This window comes from Rhodococcus sp. C26F (assembly GCF_053345925.1).
The window spans coordinates 1-15,270 of record NZ_JBKFBA010000013.1; the positions used below are offsets into that span (position 1 = coordinate 1).

At 64.3% G+C, this 15,270-nt stretch carries 15 protein-coding genes; 2 read left to right on the forward strand and 13 right to left on the reverse strand.

From position 1 onward, the window contains the following. Window positions 1–39: 39 nt before the first annotated feature. Window positions 40–1,239: an acyl-CoA dehydrogenase family protein gene (locus ACLBYD_RS15525; RefSeq protein WP_145692519.1), complete on the reverse strand. Its 1,200-nt coding sequence runs from the start codon at window positions 1,237–1,239 to the stop codon at window positions 40–42. A gap of 386 nt (window positions 1,240–1,625) precedes the next feature. On the opposite strand from ACLBYD_RS15525, the gene ACLBYD_RS15530 reads away from it, so the two are divergent. Beyond that, window positions 1,626–1,901: a hypothetical protein gene (locus tag ACLBYD_RS15530; RefSeq protein WP_447817142.1), complete on the forward strand. Its 276-nt coding sequence runs from the start codon at window positions 1,626–1,628 to the stop codon at window positions 1,899–1,901. A gap of 92 nt (window positions 1,902–1,993) precedes the next feature. On the opposite strand, the gene ACLBYD_RS15535 is transcribed toward ACLBYD_RS15530, so the two are convergent. Genes ACLBYD_RS15535 through ACLBYD_RS15590 form a run of 12 tightly spaced genes read right to left on the reverse strand, consistent with a single transcriptional unit; the run spans window position 1,994 to window position 14,296 of the window. Beyond that, the gene (locus ACLBYD_RS15535; RefSeq protein ID WP_447817143.1) at window positions 1,994–2,410 is read right to left on the reverse strand and encodes an SRPBCC family protein; all 417 of its coding nucleotides are present in this window, start codon (window positions 2,408–2,410) and stop codon (window positions 1,994–1,996) included. After that, window positions 2,397–3,173 (reverse strand): tyrosine-protein phosphatase, encoded by a 777-nt coding sequence (locus ACLBYD_RS15540; protein WP_447817144.1) that lies wholly within the window; start codon window positions 3,171–3,173, stop codon window positions 2,397–2,399. The genes ACLBYD_RS15535 and ACLBYD_RS15540 overlap by 14 nt, the downstream gene beginning before the upstream one ends. Beyond that, on the reverse strand, window positions 3,170–4,309 hold the full coding sequence (locus ACLBYD_RS15545) for a thiolase family protein (protein WP_447817145.1): 1,140 nt from the start codon (window positions 4,307–4,309) through the stop codon (window positions 3,170–3,172). Before ACLBYD_RS15545 ends, ACLBYD_RS15540 begins: the two co-directional genes overlap by 4 nt. Further along, window positions 4,309–4,719 (reverse strand): Zn-ribbon domain-containing OB-fold protein, encoded by a 411-nt coding sequence (locus ACLBYD_RS15550; protein ID WP_447817146.1) that lies wholly within the window; start codon window positions 4,717–4,719, stop codon window positions 4,309–4,311. The genes ACLBYD_RS15545 and ACLBYD_RS15550 overlap by 1 nt, the downstream gene beginning before the upstream one ends. Beyond that, window positions 4,719–6,218, reverse strand: coding sequence for a carboxyltransferase (locus ACLBYD_RS15555; protein WP_447817147.1), 1,500 nt, complete (start codon window positions 6,216–6,218; stop codon window positions 4,719–4,721). The genes ACLBYD_RS15550 and ACLBYD_RS15555 overlap by 1 nt, the downstream gene beginning before the upstream one ends. Further along, the gene (locus tag ACLBYD_RS15560) at window positions 6,215–7,624 is read right to left on the reverse strand and encodes an acetyl-CoA carboxylase biotin carboxylase subunit (protein ID WP_447817148.1); all 1,410 of its coding nucleotides are present in this window, start codon (window positions 7,622–7,624) and stop codon (window positions 6,215–6,217) included. Before ACLBYD_RS15560 ends, ACLBYD_RS15555 begins: the two co-directional genes overlap by 4 nt. Then, a complete protein-coding gene (locus ACLBYD_RS15565; protein ID WP_447817149.1) occupies window positions 7,617–8,171 on the reverse strand; it encodes an acetyl-CoA carboxylase biotin carboxyl carrier protein in 555 nt (184 codons plus the stop codon). The genes ACLBYD_RS15560 and ACLBYD_RS15565 overlap by 8 nt, the downstream gene beginning before the upstream one ends. Beyond that, on the reverse strand, window positions 8,168–9,907 hold the full coding sequence (locus tag ACLBYD_RS15570; RefSeq protein ID WP_447817150.1) for a pyruvate, phosphate dikinase: 1,740 nt from the start codon (window positions 9,905–9,907) through the stop codon (window positions 8,168–8,170). The genes ACLBYD_RS15565 and ACLBYD_RS15570 overlap by 4 nt, the downstream gene beginning before the upstream one ends. Continuing rightward, window positions 9,904–10,512, reverse strand: a complete 609-nt coding sequence (locus ACLBYD_RS15575) for a hypothetical protein (RefSeq protein WP_447817151.1) — start codon at window positions 10,510–10,512, stop codon at window positions 9,904–9,906. Before ACLBYD_RS15575 ends, ACLBYD_RS15570 begins: the two co-directional genes overlap by 4 nt. A gap of 30 nt (window positions 10,513–10,542) precedes the next feature. Continuing rightward, a complete protein-coding gene (locus tag ACLBYD_RS15580; RefSeq protein ID WP_447817152.1) occupies window positions 10,543–12,012 on the reverse strand; it encodes a class I adenylate-forming enzyme family protein in 1,470 nt (489 codons plus the stop codon). Then, a complete protein-coding gene (locus tag ACLBYD_RS15585) occupies window positions 11,999–13,576 on the reverse strand; it encodes a hypothetical protein (RefSeq protein ID WP_447817153.1) in 1,578 nt (525 codons plus the stop codon). Before ACLBYD_RS15585 ends, ACLBYD_RS15580 begins: the two co-directional genes overlap by 14 nt. Before the next feature lie 3 nt (window positions 13,577–13,579). Then, entirely contained in the window at window positions 13,580–14,296 is a 717-nt protein-coding gene (locus ACLBYD_RS15590; protein ID WP_447817154.1) for a PEP-utilizing enzyme, read from the reverse strand. A 114-nt stretch (window positions 14,297–14,410) separates the two neighbouring features. Between ACLBYD_RS15590 and ACLBYD_RS15595 the strand changes: the two genes are divergently transcribed. Further along, on the forward strand, window positions 14,411–15,244 hold the full coding sequence (locus ACLBYD_RS15595; protein ID WP_447817155.1) for a response regulator transcription factor: 834 nt from the start codon (window positions 14,411–14,413) through the stop codon (window positions 15,242–15,244). Window positions 15,245–15,270 lie beyond the last annotated feature (26 nt).

The following is a 15,270-nucleotide window of genomic DNA, read 5'->3' on the forward strand; positions in this document are numbered from 1 at the left end:
CCATCACGACCCGGGCGAACGGCCGTGGCAGAGCGCCGATCAGCCCTGCTGGTAGCCGGGCAGGATCGCCCCGGCGGCGTCGCTCAACGTCATGCGGTCGATCAAGGCGTGCTGTGTGGCGACCGCAGCATCACGCACACACCGCCCGAGAACGCTCGGGGTACGCACCGTCGCGCTACCGGCCCAACGGTGCGCAAACATCACGACATCGCCGGCGACCTCCTGCACCCAGGTCGCAGCCTGCCGCAGCCGCGCGTGCTGTTCCTCCGAGATGGGCAGTCCTGCCGCCGCCGTGTCCTCCGCGTCCCCGAACACCTCGTAGACGAAAGCACACGCAGCCTTGAACAGCGCTTCGTGACGCGCGAATTCGATCCGGAAGACATCGGAGTCACCGACGAAACCGTCGTATCCGGGGCGCACCTTCCCCGACACGATGCGGGCGATTTCCTCGAGGGCGCGCTCGGCGAGCCCCAGCGCCACCGGTGCGTGGCCACCGACACCGATGCCCAGGAGACCGAGCTTGTAGACCGCTTCGGGGCGGACGGGAACGGTCGAGAAGGTATCCATGGTGAAACGCTCCGGCACGAACTCGTCGTTCACCTGGTAGTCGTACGAACCGGTGCCGACCATGCCCATGACACTCCAATTGCCGAGGAACTCGACCTTCTCCTTGGGAATCCACGCGATGCGGGCCTCGGGCTGACCGTCCGCATCGACGATGGGATTGCCCTGGTCGTCGTGGACGACGAAACCGGCACCGATCCAGGATGCATGGGCCGAGCCGCTGGCGAACTGAAAGCGGCCGGTGACGCGATAGCCACCCTCGACGCGGACCCCCTTACCCGTAGGGACGACCATTCCTGCGGTGATGCCCTTGTCGACCCCGGCGAACATCTCGCGAGCACCCTCGGGATTCGTGTAACCGACTGCCACACCGGTGCTGCACGAGTTGGCCATGAACGCCCACCCGGTGGAGCCGTCGGCGCGCGTGAGCTCCTGAATGACTTTGAAGGCGCTGACGATGTCGAGGCCGGCGCCCCCGTACTCCTCCGGTACCAGGATCCAGAACAAGCCTGCCTCGGCCAGCGCGTCGTAGACAGGCCGCGTGATCGTCGCCCCGGCTTCGATAGCGTTTGCTTCGGCGTCGATGACCTTGGCTACTTCACGGGCACGAGCGAGATACTCAGCTCCACGAGCACGCTGCTGATAGGTCGAGGGAACAGGCGCGGTGAGTGTCATCCGAGGATTCCTTCCATGTGGGTACGACGAGTACCTGCATATGACTGGAATCACAATGACCCGCCGGGCATGTCTCGACAGCGGGGCAACTACGTGGTCGCCTACGGGATCGCGACACTCGCGTACGCAGCCACGGCACTTACGGCATCTGGCCTGCACAACGTCGCTCAGCGCGGCAGGAACACCTATCCCCCGATACTCGAATATCGCGGTCAAGATGTGTCAGCGGCACGCGACGATCACGTCTCCATGCCAGACACCCCCGGGGGTGGTGCACCCAGGCCACCAGTCTGCGCTCCGCAGGTGCTGTGTATCAGTTTCAAGCACCATCTCCCACAGGGCTTTTCATAGGAATCTTTGTGAAGGATTCGCTTACCGCAGATAGTATGAGCACACTCGACGAATTGGTCGACTCGAGTACGTGCAACCTCGAATTGTTTCGCTTGCACGGCGTCTCCGTTTCCGACCAGACGACACGCGGCATGACGACAGCGAGGAAAGCAATGACCCGCAACCCCCGGCCCGATGAGAACCTCGGACATCCGGCGCATTCGATCCTCCATATCGTGGCAGAACTCGAAAGCCTCGCCCTCGATATGGCGTACGAGAAACGGGACCGTCTCGTGGACACATACCGGGAGGATGACGAACCGGCGTCATGACGATCCCTGGAACATAGCGTCCTCACGCTTGTGGAAACGATGATCCCTTCGACCGTGCTCGGCCGAAGGGATCGATCGTCTTCAGGAATCACTCATACCCGATCGCGAACGACGCGGTTCTCCAATTCGTCCAGTGCCGCACGATAGATCTCCGAGATCGCTTGGGCCAGCGCAGCATCCTCCTCAGCGGAAGCACCCCTGAAATCCGCGTCCCAGGTGATCTGTGCACCCTCGGGATGATCGACCACAGCGAAGACCGACCGGTACGACTCGAGAGGCAAAGGGCCCGAGACGTAGTCGTACACGTAACGCCTCTTCTGATCATCGTGCTCGACGATCCGTTCGACGGCTTCACCACCTCCACCGGCGAACGTCGTGTACCGCATATCCTCACGTTGATACGAGCTTTCCAGCGCGGGAATCCAATCCGCGACATTCGCGGTGTCGCCGCCGATCTTCCATACCGTCGCCGGGTCAGCGGTGATGACTCGACTTTCATTCACCTGCATGGTCTTCCTCCGTTTCAGTGATGTCATAGGTAACGAGAAGCTTCGACAACCTTTCGACCTCATCGGGCCCGACCCCATGACGCTGAAGGAGCGCCGACACTCCGCCGTGCTCGCGATCGACGCGGTCGAGAAAGCGTTCCATCGCATCCGGCGGAGCAGTCCACGCTTCCGGCGGGTACAGATCGGCCGCAGGACCGTACGAGGCCATCTCACGCAATCTGCGCATCGACGCGACCACGTCCTCGGGAGCGGCCGCGTAATCGGCGACGATGTCTCTACGCCGCACGCCGATGGCAGAAAGCACCAGCGCGATCGCGACTCCGGTTCGGTCCTTGCCGACAGTGCAGTGCACCAGCACCGGCAGCGTGGCCGGCTCGAGCAACCGGGATAGCACCGCCACCGCCCCCGCTGCATCTGCCTCCAGGTACGAAAGATATCTCGTGACGAGAGGATCGTCGCCGACCATAGGGGCCACAGCCGAGTCCGACGCGACTGTGTCAGGAATACTGAACGGGTTCGGAAGATGGGCCACACGCAACTCGTCGAGCGGACCTCGACCTTCCACCGCGATCTCATGAGGCACACGTAGATCGATCGTCGCTTGTATCCCGGTCGCAGCGATCAACTCGCGGGCTGTGTGCAGGTCCAAGAATTGCGGGGTTCCACTGCGGTAGAGCACGCCGTGGCGAACGCGTCCACCGTCGTTCGTCCGCAAACCGCCCAGGTCCCGAAACCCCAGCAGTCCCGCATACGAGGACGTCATGACTGGGTCGACAGGATCGTGATCACGCAGGCGTTGCCGTCCATTCCGGCCGCTCCTCCCCCCATGGTCTCCACCAGACCCACGCGATGCCGCGCGACCTGTCGAGCGCCGGCACGTCCACGCAGTTGCCACGAGATCTCGGCGAGCTGCGCCATGCCGGTGGCACCGAGGGGGTGCCCACGAGACAACAACCCCCCGCTCGGATTGACCGGCTGGACCCCATCACGCGTGGTGTGCCCGGAGGGGGCTAGTTCGGCACCCTTACCGCGCGGTGCAAGACCCAAAGCCTCCAGGGTGATGATCTCGCCGATCGTGAAGGCATCGTGCACTTCGAGTACATCGATCTCTTGAGCAGTGCGGCCGGCTTCTGCGAATGCCTTCTCGGCGGCGCGCGCCACGCTCGCGTATCCCCATACCTCCTCGCTGCGGTGATCCCACAACGCACCGGAGACCAGGACGGACGATTCGATACGCAGGTCGTTCGGGTTGCCTCGTTCGCCCCCGACGATCGCAGCGCCCGCACCATCGCTGGTAGGGCAGCACTGCAGGAAGGTCAAAGGGTCCGCGATCATGCGGGAGTCCAGCACCTCTCGCACTGTCGGTACTGCGTCCCGCAGTTGGGCACGCGGGTTGTCCAGGCCGTTGCGTTTGTTCTTCACGGCGACGGCCGCGAGCTGCTCGGGGGTAACGCCGAACTCCCCCACATACCGTTGTGCCTGCAGTGCGTACAGGCCGGGCAGCGGTAACGACGACGCCCCTTCGGGGTCGGTGGCCTCGGGGACGATCGCCCCGGAGAAGAGGGTCGACATCTGGTCCACGCCGAGTACCAGCACGCAACCGAACCTACCCAGACGTACCGCTTCGACTGCCTCGTGGTAGGCGCTCGTTCCACTGGCACAAGCATTTTCGACCGTCCACATCGGAACGGATGGGATTCCGAGACCCCGCTGGACCCGGGTGGCCACCCCCGGCGGACCGAACACCGAGCCGACGATGATCGCATCGATCTGCCCCGGCTCGATACCCGCATCCCGGACCGCCTCAGCCACTGCCGTCCAGGCCAGCGACTCCACCCTCCGGTCCGGGAACCGGCCATAGGCGGAGGTTCCCACACCCCACAGCATCGCCTGTTCCATCACTGCACCTTTCTGGAGGCAACCAGGTTGCCGTCATCTGTCCCAGTGATCTCGAGACGAGCACCGAGTTCGAGCACGGCAGGTTCCGCGAGATGGACGAGCACCCGGGGGCCATCGTCGAGGTCGAGATAGGCCAAACCGAACGGTGGTCGCTGCGTGCCGACCGGGATGGCGACCACCGTGGACGACCAGACGTTTCCGGTCCGAGCGAAACGTGCACCGTCCATGGCCCCGTAGCACACCGGACACCACGGCAGTCCTTGCTGGGCAGTCGGATATCGGCATTCGGTGCACCGTGTTCCGAGCACGGCCTCGCCGTCGAAGATCGGCCGCGGGTCGGCCACCGGAAGACCGCCGACCGCCGAACCCGCCCGCCGCTTGGTGGGTCGACCCACTCCGAGCTCGCTCATCAGTGGTCGCCTTCCAATGTCAGCGAGAAGTCGCCGGCTTCGATGTGCAAGTAGGCACCGACCGCGGTCTCGACCAGTTCCTGGATGTACCGCGTCTGCCTGCTCGTCGGGGAAAAGTCACGTTGACGTCGAGGGGTCGCGCGCATGACGTCGATATCGTTTTCCGGCACCAGAAGCCGCAGAATCAGCTCGTCGTCGCTGATCGAGCCACCGAACTTCGCACGCAGGTCTGCCAGGCTGGGCTGCGGGGGCTCCCAGTTCTCGTAACTCTTTGCCTTGGGCGAGCTCATGATCTTGTCGAGGACATTGGGATCGAGAGGAGCGACGGGCTTACCGTAGAAGCCGTTGGCGTAGATCATCACCTCATCCGGCACGACCGAGTAGCGCGATCCGGTCACCACGTTGAGTACCGCCTGCGTGCCGACCAACTGCGAGAACGGCGTCGCCATCACCGGATAGCCCAGTTCCTCGCGTACCACCGACATTTCGTCGAGTACCTCTTCGAAACGGTCCTCCATGCCACGATCACGCAGCTGCGCCTTGAACGTGCCGGCCATCCCGCCGGGCAGCTGATGCCGATACTGGAACAAGGAGTACTCCGCGGGCTGACCGACCGGCAACTCCTCGTAGTCGGCCACGCGAAGCAGGTGCTCCTCGACGGCAGCGAAGTACGAGTCGTCGAGATCGATGTCGAACCCGGCATAGCGCAGATTCGCCACCGTGTTCTCGGTGGAGGGTAAAGACACACCAGCGGCCAGTGGACGACTGGCGGTGTGCACGCGGTCGGCGCCGGCGAGCACACCCTCGAGATAGTTCACCGGTGCCATCGCATTGTTGCTGTGGAAGTGGATCTCCACGGGCAGATCGCCGGCTGCGCCTTTGATCGCCGCGATCAACGACCGCGTGCGTTCGGGGGTGAGCAGACCGGCAGCGTCCTCGAGCTCGATCCCGTCCGCACCGGTTGCGACGAGCTCACGAGTGCGAGCAGCGTAGTACTCGTCGGTGTGATAGGGCGTGTCCGCATAGAGGATGCACGGAATTGCCTGGGCACCTTCGGCTTGCACCGTCTTGACCAGCCGACCGATCTTGTCCATGTTGAACAGTCCGTCGTAGATCCAGAAGCTGCCGATGCCATGTGCACACAACCGCTGCACCCACAGATCCATCACACTGTCTGCCGTGAGCCCGAAGGTCACGATGCCGTTGCTACGAGTGCCGGCCCGCACCGTGGTTCTCGGCATGGCCTTCGACAGCGAGATCAGTTGGTCCCAGGGATCCTCCTTGCAGTGCCGCACCAGCACCTCGAAGATGGAGCTTCCGACGAGATCGATGGTGTGAAAGCCCGTGCGGTCCAGTTCCGCGGCCATGGGTAAGCCCATGTCTTTGCGCAGGCGCATGCCCCACCAACTCTGCGGACCATCGCGCAAGGTCTGGTCCACGATGTCGATCGTGCGGCGGCTGCCGTCGGCATTGCGCGGGGCGCAGTCCAGATAGCTCATGAGATCTTCTCCAAGTAGTGGGGTAGGCCCCGAGAGGCGATCCAGTCGGTGGTCACAGCTCCCGCCCGAAAGTCCGGATGGTCGAGCGCTACCCGAGCGAATCCTGCGGTCGTGGGGACGCCGGAGACGCCCAGGTCTCCCAGTGCAGTGACCATGCGGTTCGCGGCCGTGTCCCGGTCCGGGCCGTGCGCGACGATCTTGGCCAGAAGGGAGTCGTAGTAGGGAGTAACGACATAGCCGGCTTCGCAGTGGCTGTCGACGCGGATCCCCTCCCCCCTCGGCGGCTCCCATCGGGTGACCGTGCCGGGATTGGGAAGAAATCCACGTGCCGGATCCTCGGTGGTGATTCTGACCTCGACAGCGTGTCCGACGATGTGAATGTCGTCCTGGGTCAACCGCAGCGGAATACCCGCCGCCGAGCACAGTTGTTCGACGACCAGGTCCACGCCGGTGACCATCTCGGTGACGGGGTGCTCGACCTGGATCCGGGCGTTGAATTCGAGGAAAGCGAATTCCTCGGTGTCGGCGTCATAGATGAACTCCACGGTGCCGGCGCTGTCGAGCCCCAGTGCCTGGGCGAAGGCGACGCCGCTGCGCCGGATATCCTGCCGCACCTTCTCCGGCAGGTTCGGTGCCGGCGACTCTTCGACCACCTTCTGGTGACGGCGCTGGAGCGTGCAGTCGCGTTCACCGAGATGGATCACCGAGCCATGCTTGTCGCCGAGGACCTGCACCTCGATGTGTCGGGCACTGCGGATGAACCGTTCGATATAGGTGCGGCCGTCACCGAACGCCGACTGTGCTTCGGCGGCGGCCGACGACCAGCGTGCGCGAAGTTCGGCTTCGTTCTCGACGACCGACATGCCGCGCCCACCGCCGCCGGCAGCAGCTTTGACCAGGACCGGATAGCCCAGTTCTGCGGCCGCTGCGACTGCAGCCTCGGTCGAGTCGAGCACCGGTGATCCCGACAGCACCGGTATCCCCGCCGAACGCGCCAACTCCCGTGCCCGCGCCTTGTCCCCCGCCTCGGCTACCGCGTCGGGGCGAGGACCGACGAACACCAGCCCTTCGGCAACACACGCCGCAGCGAACTCGGGATTCTCGGAGAGAAATCCGTAGCCCGGATGTACAGCGTCACATCCGGTTCCGAGTGCGGCGGTGAGCACTGCAGGAATGGACAGATAACTGTCGCCGGCGGGCGGCGGGCCGATGCATACCGCTCGATCCGCCGTGCGGGCCGCAAGGCCAGCTCTGTCCACCGTCGAGGTGACAGCCACCGTTTCGATACCGAGTGCGTGGCACGCCTTGATGACCCGAACTGCAATTTCACCGCGATTGGCAACGAGTACTCGCTGCAGGGGAAAGCCTTCGGACACCGTGGTTGCCAGGCTCGAAGGGCTAGTCATCGGTCGGCCTGATCAGGAACAGCACCTGGTCGAACTCGACAAGATCGGCGTTCGTGGCGCAGATCTGTACGATCTCGCCGCTCTGCGGCGCAACGACCGGATTCATCAGCTTCATCACTTCGACGATGGCGAGTTGCTCGCCGGCCTCGACCTTCTGACCGACCTGCACGAACGGTGGTTCACCCGGGCTCGGTGCCGCCCAGAACGCACCGACGGTCGGTGACGTGATCTCGATGCACCCGCTGGTGTCCGCCGGCGCCGCCGGGACCGGGGCATCCACGACAGGTACCGTATCGGCGGCGTTCGCACTATCGGCTGTGTCGGCCGGCGGTGTGTGCGTCACCGCGGGGACGGTCGTCGACGCGACCTGCCGGGCCGGTGTCGGTACATCGGCAACAGGTCGTGCCGGGGGCGTCGGCGGACCGTCCTTGCCGACGGTGATGCGCATTCCGTCCATTTCCAGCGTCATCGCGGCCCAGCCGGAGTCGCGGAAGGTACGCAGAATCTCCCGCACGTCGCGGTAGGTGACACGTTCCGGTGTGGTCATGAGATTCTCCTGTGGTGTGCGACGGCAGCGAGTAGCACCGGAAGCCGGTGGGCGGTGACGATCTCCTCGACGCCTGCGTCGATGGCGGCGCGCACACCGTCGGGGGCGCAGAAAATCCCTCCGCGAACAGATTTGGTGCCGGCAGGGATATCGGGCAGTTTCTCGCCGAGATCGTCGATAGCCGTGGCGTCCGCGTCGAATACCGGCTCGAGCACGGCAGTCGTGCTCACCGTCAGCGGTGCGGCGCGTTCGGCCCATTCGGTGAGGCGGCGCAGATCGTCGTCCTCACTTTCATCCACGGCCGAGGTCGGCAGCTCACCGGCGTAGACGCGACCGGTCGTCGCGTCGACCGTCACGGTACGGCCCACCAGAGCCGTGACCGTGCCGGCGCCACATCCAACGACGCACGGTGTGTCCAACGCCCGACTGACGACCGCCGCATGCGAGGTCGACCCGCCCTGCTCGGTAATCACCGCAGACGCGGCGATCATCCCGTGCACGTCGTCGGGACTGGTCGACTTGCGAACCAGGATGGAACCGGGCGTGGCTTGCGCAGCTTCCGGGGTGTCGACCACCAGTCCCGTCGCCACTCCGGGGCTGGCAGGCACACCACTGACAAGCACCTCGGCGTCGTCAGCGGCACCGGACGCAATCTCGGGCCGCAACAGGGTCCGGATCTGATCGGCGGTCACTCGCGACAGTGCTTCGTCCGGTTCGAGGACGCCTTCGTCGACGAGTTCGACCGCGATGCGCACCGCTGCTCGGGCGGTCCGCTTCGCCGGGCGCGACTGGAGCAGAAACAGCTCGCCACTCTGGACAGTGAACTCGATGTCCTGCGCATCGCGACCTTCACGGTCGAGACACTCCGCAGCCTCGAGAAGTTCGGCGTGCACCGAAGGCCAGCGAGCGGCGAGGTAGGACAACGGTTCCGGCGTGATCCGGCCGGAGACGACGTCCTCACCCTGCCCTTTGGCCAGATACTCACCGTAGGGCTCTCGGGTGCCGTCGACGGGGTTACGGGTGAAGAGCACCCCGGTACCGGAGTCGTCGTCGAGATTGCCGAAGACCATCGCCTGGATGGTGACCGCCGTTCCGAGGTCGTCGGGAATGCCGTAGTGCTTGCGGTAGGCCAGCGCACGTCGCGAGCGACTCGACTCGAACACCGCGGCCACAGCGGCGCGGAGTTGTTCCCACGGGTCTGCCGGTACGGTCGCGTCGACGTCCTCGGCGATGGCCGCACGGACGGCGGTGGTGTCGGGCAAGTCGTCGAGGTCTTCGGTGCACCCCAGCACCAGCCGACCGTAGAACCCTGTGAATCGGCGGTGCACTTCGGCCGCGAAATCCGGATCGCCGCTCTCGGCAGCCAGGGCGGCCTCGACGGTGTCGTTGCATCCCAGGTCGAGGATCGTGTCCATCATGCCGGGCATGCTGATGGCAGCACCCGATCGCACCGAGACGAGCAACGGGCGTTCGCTACCGCCGAAAGTACGGCCCAGTTTGTGTTCCAGGAAACGGATTCCCGCGGCCAGCTCCTCGTCGAGACCCTCGGGCATGTGACCGTCAGCGAAATACGCCGTGCAGGCCTCGGTGGTGACGACGAAGGCAGGAGGAACCCGCAGTCCGAGGGACCGCATGCGCCACAGACTCCATGCTTTTCCACCCACCAGATCCCGGCTCGGCTCGGCTGCGACCTCGTCCGGTACGACCAGCCACTGCAAACTCGTTGTGGTACTCATTCCGGACGTTCCCTTCCGGTCAGCCGAAGAATGTGCTCGTGCATCTGGAACCACACGGTGTGCACCGAGTCGACCCGCACCCCACTGACGTAGTCGGTTTCGCCGCCTTCCGCGCGGACGAGAGCGTCGCCGATCCGGTCGAGGAATCGATCGACGAGCGGGTCCGCGTCGGCCAGTGGGCGCAGGACCTTGTAGGTCTTCTCGTGCACCCGGCCGAGCTTGGTGATGATTTTGGAATCGTAGTCTTGGTCGCCGTGGTCGTTGGGCACCCGATCGCCGTCGATCTCGATGGTCTGCCAGTCGGTGGTCAGTGCGAGAATCTGTTTGTTCACGCCCGTTTCGAAGGCATCCATTGCTGCTGTGACAGCCGTGTCGGCCCGTAGCGCAGCGAATGTGCGCGGGTACACGGTGTCGAGGAATTCACGGCCCGCGGGGGTGATCATGTTGTTGCCGCGCGCGGCCATGATGGTGCCTTCGACGACGGCCTTCTCCAGGGCCGCTTCGACGTCGTCGACCGCAAGACCGTTGATCTCACTGAGATCTTCGGCGGAGCCGAGTTGGCGCAGAGTCAGGGTGTGCACGGTGAGCTCGTACGGATCGAGCATGATGGGGTCCTTTCGGTGCTGGTCGGCGGGTCACTGCCGGGCCGCGGCCATGCGGTCGCGTACTTCGCGGCGTAGCGACTTGCCGACGGGGCTGGTAGGGATTGCGGGCCAGATTTCGATGGCACGCGGGCGCTTGAATCCGGCCAGCCGGTCCGCGCAGAACTCGAGGATCTCCTCGGGATGCGTTTCGCTGCGGGTGACCACGGCTGCCGCGACCCGCTCACCCCACTTGTCATCGGGAAGGCCTACAACCGCTGCTTCGATCACAGAGGGATGGGTCAGCAGGGCGTCTTCGACCTCACGCGGGTACACGTTGAAGCCGCCCGAGATGATCACGTCGTGCCGACGGTCGAGCAGATGCAGGTAGCCGTCGTCGTCCCACCGTCCGATGTCGCCGGTGTGCAGCCACCCGTCCGGTTCGATCGTCTCGGCGGTCGCCTCGGGACGTCGCCAGTACCGGCTCATGGTGTGAGGACCTCTGGTGAGAACCTCTCCCACCTCCCCGGGACCGAGGACGTTACCGTCGGTGTCGCGGATCTGGACCTCGACGAAGGTGTACGGCTTGCCGGCGGAGGTGAGCCGCTCCGGGGTGTGTTCCCACGGTTGCAGGCATGTGATCGCCAGCGGAGCTTCCGCTTGCCCGTACAGCTGGGCGAAGACCGGGCCGAGCAGATCGAGACCACGCTGCAGCACGCTGGTAGCAATGGGAGCCCCGCCGTAGCACAGGCGCTCGAGGGTGAGATCCGCTGTCGCCGTGTCCGGATCCTCGAGAAGCAGCGCGATCATCGTCGGCACCATGAAAGTCGTTGTGGCACGGTATTTTTGTGCTGCCTCGAGGAAGGCTGCGGAGGTGAACTTCGGCAGGATCACGTTCGGAGCGCCCTTGACCAGATGCGGCAGGAAGAACGCACCGCTACCGTGCGTGATGGGCGCTGCATGAAGCATCACCGAATCCGGTCGGAGGTTGGGCAGCAGATCAACCAGGAAGTTGGCCACCTCCGCGAGTTCGCTGCGCGTGGTCAGGACCACCGCTTTGGGTTTTCCGGTTGTCCCACCGGTGTAGGCCAGACGAAACGGTGCATCCTGCTCACGTCGTATGTCGCACGGGCCGGGCGAGGCGCCCGCGATGAGGCCGGGCAGTTCGTCGGCGGTGATCATCACCTCGACCGATGCAGGCGGGTCTCCTGCGTGGATGAGGGCGCGGGCCTGCGAATCGTCGATCTTGTACGCGTGCTCGGACGCGGTCTCGCGAACGTTGAGCGGAACTCGAACCAATCCCGCTTTCGCGATCGCATAGTAAGCAACGACGCCATCGATGCCGTTGGGCATGAGCACTGCAACCCGGTCGCCAGCTGTGAGACCGCCGGCCAGCAGGGCGTTACCGAGCCGGTCGGTGAGTTCGTCGAATTCGGCGAAGCTCACCACCCGGTCCTCGTGGATCAACGCCGGTGCTGAACCGAACTGCGCGCCGGCGCGTCGGATCAGGTCACCGATCTGCATGGTCGTCGCCCTTCGGGTCACCGAGACCAGGCAGGTCGGCACGACTGAGTGCGGAACCGCGTCCCTCGAGATTGCGCGAGCCACGCTGGGTGAGGCGGTAGAGCTCGTCGGCCTGCTCGCTACCGTGGTGCCATTTCACCCATTCTTCGTCGTGGTAGCGGTGCGCACCGTCGAGTACTGCCGGGGTGAACCCGCGCGCTCGCGCGTTGTAGTCGTCGATGTCGATCCGGCCGGCGCTGGTTGTCCATAGTCCGGTCTTGACGGGCAGGCTGCTCGAGCCGGCGAAGTGGTTACCTACGGTCGGGGCATAGTCGTCATCGGTGAGTACCGAATAGGGTATGCCGTTGATCATGTTCCGGTTCTGCGACGAGTAGCGCGCCATGGTGTATTCGTTGGCGGACTGGTGCGGCAGTCCGAGCAGGCCGACCATTTCGCCGAGGTGGTCGCGTCCGTACTCGTCGTTCATCAGAGGCTTGAAGCGTTGGACGCGTTCGTCGAGTTGGAGCCAGTCGTCCTGGCGGTAGGTTCCTGCCAGGTGTGCGAAATCCTTGCCCACCGAGGAGTAGACGAGGGCGCCGGCGTCGATCATCTGTTCCCGGGACCAGGACGCGATGCGCTTCCAGAGGTCGGTGGTCGCTTCGTTGAGGATTTCGCGGTACTGCTCCATGGTGTCGGCCAAGGTGTCGGCATTGTCCATCCCGACCGGCACATAACCGTCGGTCAGGGCATCGGAGCTGTACATGCCGATCGCCACGATGTTGGAGGCGTTGTAGCTCGGCTCGGCTTCGAACGACGCCCAGTCATCCATCAGGTGGAAGTTCGTGTCCTTGAAGACAATCGGGATCGTCAGATTGTTGAACGGCAGTCGCGTCGCGATGCCGTCCAGCCAGGGATAGTCGCCTTCGGTGAGATCGAAGAAGTCCCGCACGATCATCTGTCGGTCATTGCCGAAGTTGTACGGCCCACTGTTGTGCAGGCCGATGCGGCACTCGCAGTGCGCGAGGAACGCGAACTGCGACAACTGGGCGATGAGCTTGGTGGCTGCAGTGTGCAGACGGTCGCCGGGGGTGACCCCATGCAGGTCGGCTTCGAAGACCTGCACGGTGCGCTCGGGCAGGAACTGGCTGCGGTCGCCGAATTCCTTGTTGGTGAGATGACCGTCGTTGCGGTGGTATGCGAGGTTGAACCGTCGCGAGAAGTCGAGCACGTCGACGACGTCGTCGACTGCGTCCGTGGGCCGGATCAGGCCCCAGTTCATCAGCATTTCGCGGCCGAGGAGGTAGAAGGTGGGCATGCCCCAGGCGCCGTTGACGGTGTTGACCTTGAGACTGACCTCGCGTGCACGGTCGCCGAGTTCTTCTGCGGGAGTGATCGCATCGATCTCCCTCAGCTGGGTGGGCAGCCGGTAGAAGCTGTTGAGATAGCTCAGCAGCATGTAGGGGCTCATCGGGAAGAGCTTCGATTCCTGCACCGTGCGGGTGATGCACAGCCAGTAGGTGGTGTCGGACAGATTCCGCACGTAGTTGTTGGTCTCGAGCAGGGACCGGTAGTTCAGGTTCGTCATGTTTCAGCCCTCGTTCTCGATCAGCCAGATTCGGGCGTGCCCGATGTCGCCGGTTTCGTATGCATCCGAGGCGGGAGGTGCCGCGGTCACTTCGAGCTCGACCAGATCTCCGTCCTGGAGTTCGTCGATCTTGCAGTTCATCAGGGTGGGCACGTCGTACTCCCGAGCGAGAATCCCCAGGTGAGAGCGGACCGTGCCGCCGAGGCAGATGACCCCCGCGAATCCTTCGATGATCGGTGCGGTCAAGGTGCCGCCCGAATCGTCGATCACCGCGATGGTGCCGGCGGGCACCCCATCGGTCAGGTAGCCCATCACCTGTTCGATGGTGGAGATCAGAGCAACGGGGCCGACGACCGTCTGCGCCTTGCTGATGACGTTGTCACCGACACCGACCTGCCTACGGCCGTCTGCGGACTGTTCCTCGGCGAATCCGGGTGTTTCACGTTCGGGGCGCCTGTACTTCTCAGGCTCGGATTCGAGTGACACCGTTGCCGAGAAGTCGAAGCGGTAGCCGGAGTCGAGGACTTCCCTCTCGATCGCGTCCGCGTCTGCGCGCGAGAACAATTCGAATTCGCGCTCGAAGACGACGTCCTTCCATCGCGCACCGGTTGCTGCGAAACGGTCCGCCGCTACCGTCCGCACCATGGAGTTGAAGCGGCTCGGCAGCGGAAGCACTTCCGTAGCTCCCCACTTAGGGCTGGTCCATTCAGAATCAGACATTGTTCCTCACTCGAGTCGTGCAGTGACCGAGCCGTGGTGCAACAACCGACACCTACCGGCGGGTACGCAGATGAACTCTTACTCTGTGACCGAAATCTAGCTACTATGCGCGTTGTGACCCAGTCCACTATGGGGGACAATTCGACAGGCCTTCGGAACACCCGTTCCGCACCCCCGTCGACGAGGTCCCCAATACGCAAAGTCCTGGAACCGCGTGATTACGAGCTCGCGTTCGACGTACTCGAACGCTGCGCCGATGCGGCCTCCGTCCCCGACTTCAAAGAGCGCACTGTCCAAGCCCTGCAAGAGCAATTCGGCCTGCAACACGTATCCTTCTTCGCCGGAGCAACCTTCCACACCGTCTTCGAGGACGCCGCCCCACTGACCGAAGGGGCAACAGCGAAAATGCTGCCCGAATACCAGGAACGTTGGGCCCGCCACGATGTCTTCGGCTGCAGCGCCGCAGTGCAACAACTGGTGACCAGCGGAGTCGCCTCCATGGCGGAACTGCAGGCGGTCACGCCCCTGCCACCGGCGGCAGCCGCGTACGTCCGGCATTTCCTGCGCTCGACATGGCGAATGGAAACTGCCGCTGCGATGCGACTCGAACTCGGTGGCGGCCACACTGCCTTGGTCGGCATGTTCGATCCCGAGCCCAACAAGCTCGGCGTGCACGAAATAGCGACCCTTCGATTGCTCAGCCGCCAACTGTCCGCCATCGCCCGCGGATTACCCACCACGCGGCCCCTTGCTACCTTGACCCGACTTCCCGAGCGGCAACAACAGGTGGTCCATCTCGTCGCCGAAGGCCTGTCCAACGCGCAGATCGCCGAGACACTGTCACTCGCCGAAGACAGTGTCAAGAAGTACATCTCCCGCATCCTCACGGCCACCGGCTGCCAGTCCAGGATGGAATTGGCGCTGCTCGCGCGCTCACAACGGCGGTGACGAGGCGCTACCAGGGCCGGCTCCTC

Bases quoted from the DNA above. Each gene is read 5' to 3' on its own strand.
- ACLBYD_RS15545 (WP_447817145.1), bottom strand. From the start codon at position 4,309: ATGGAACAGGCGATGCTGTGGGGTGTGGGAACCTCCGCCTATGGCCGG.
- ACLBYD_RS15575 (WP_447817151.1), bottom strand. From the start codon at position 10,512: ATGCTCGATCCGTACGAGCTCACCGTGCACACCCTGACTCTGCGCCAA.
- ACLBYD_RS15525 (WP_145692519.1), bottom strand. From the start codon at position 1,239: ATGACACTCACCGCGCCTGTTCCCTCGACCTATCAGCAGCGTGCTCGT.
- ACLBYD_RS15570 (WP_447817150.1), bottom strand. From the start codon at position 9,907: ATGAGTACCACAACGAGTTTGCAGTGGCTGGTCGTACCGGACGAGGTC.
- ACLBYD_RS15565 (WP_447817149.1), bottom strand. From the start codon at position 8,171: ATGACCACACCGGAACGTGTCACCTACCGCGACGTGCGGGAGATTCTG.
- ACLBYD_RS15540 (WP_447817144.1), bottom strand. From the start codon at position 3,173: ATGACGTCCTCGTATGCGGGACTGCTGGGGTTTCGGGACCTGGGCGGT.
- ACLBYD_RS15590 (WP_447817154.1), bottom strand. From the start codon at position 14,296: ATGTCTGATTCTGAATGGACCAGCCCTAAGTGGGGAGCTACGGAAGTG.
- ACLBYD_RS15530 (WP_447817142.1), top strand. From the start codon at position 1,626: ATGAGCACACTCGACGAATTGGTCGACTCGAGTACGTGCAACCTCGAA.
- ACLBYD_RS15555 (WP_447817147.1), bottom strand. From the start codon at position 6,218: ATGAGCTATCTGGACTGCGCCCCGCGCAATGCCGACGGCAGCCGCCGC.
- ACLBYD_RS15560 (WP_447817148.1), bottom strand. From the start codon at position 7,624: ATGACTAGCCCTTCGAGCCTGGCAACCACGGTGTCCGAAGGCTTTCCC.
- ACLBYD_RS15580 (WP_447817152.1), bottom strand. From the start codon at position 12,012: ATGCAGATCGGTGACCTGATCCGACGCGCCGGCGCGCAGTTCGGTTCA.
- ACLBYD_RS15550 (WP_447817146.1), bottom strand. From the start codon at position 4,719: ATGAGCGAGCTCGGAGTGGGTCGACCCACCAAGCGGCGGGCGGGTTCG.
- ACLBYD_RS15535 (WP_447817143.1), bottom strand. From the start codon at position 2,410: ATGCAGGTGAATGAAAGTCGAGTCATCACCGCTGACCCGGCGACGGTA.
- ACLBYD_RS15585 (WP_447817153.1), bottom strand. From the start codon at position 13,576: ATGACGAACCTGAACTACCGGTCCCTGCTCGAGACCAACAACTACGTG.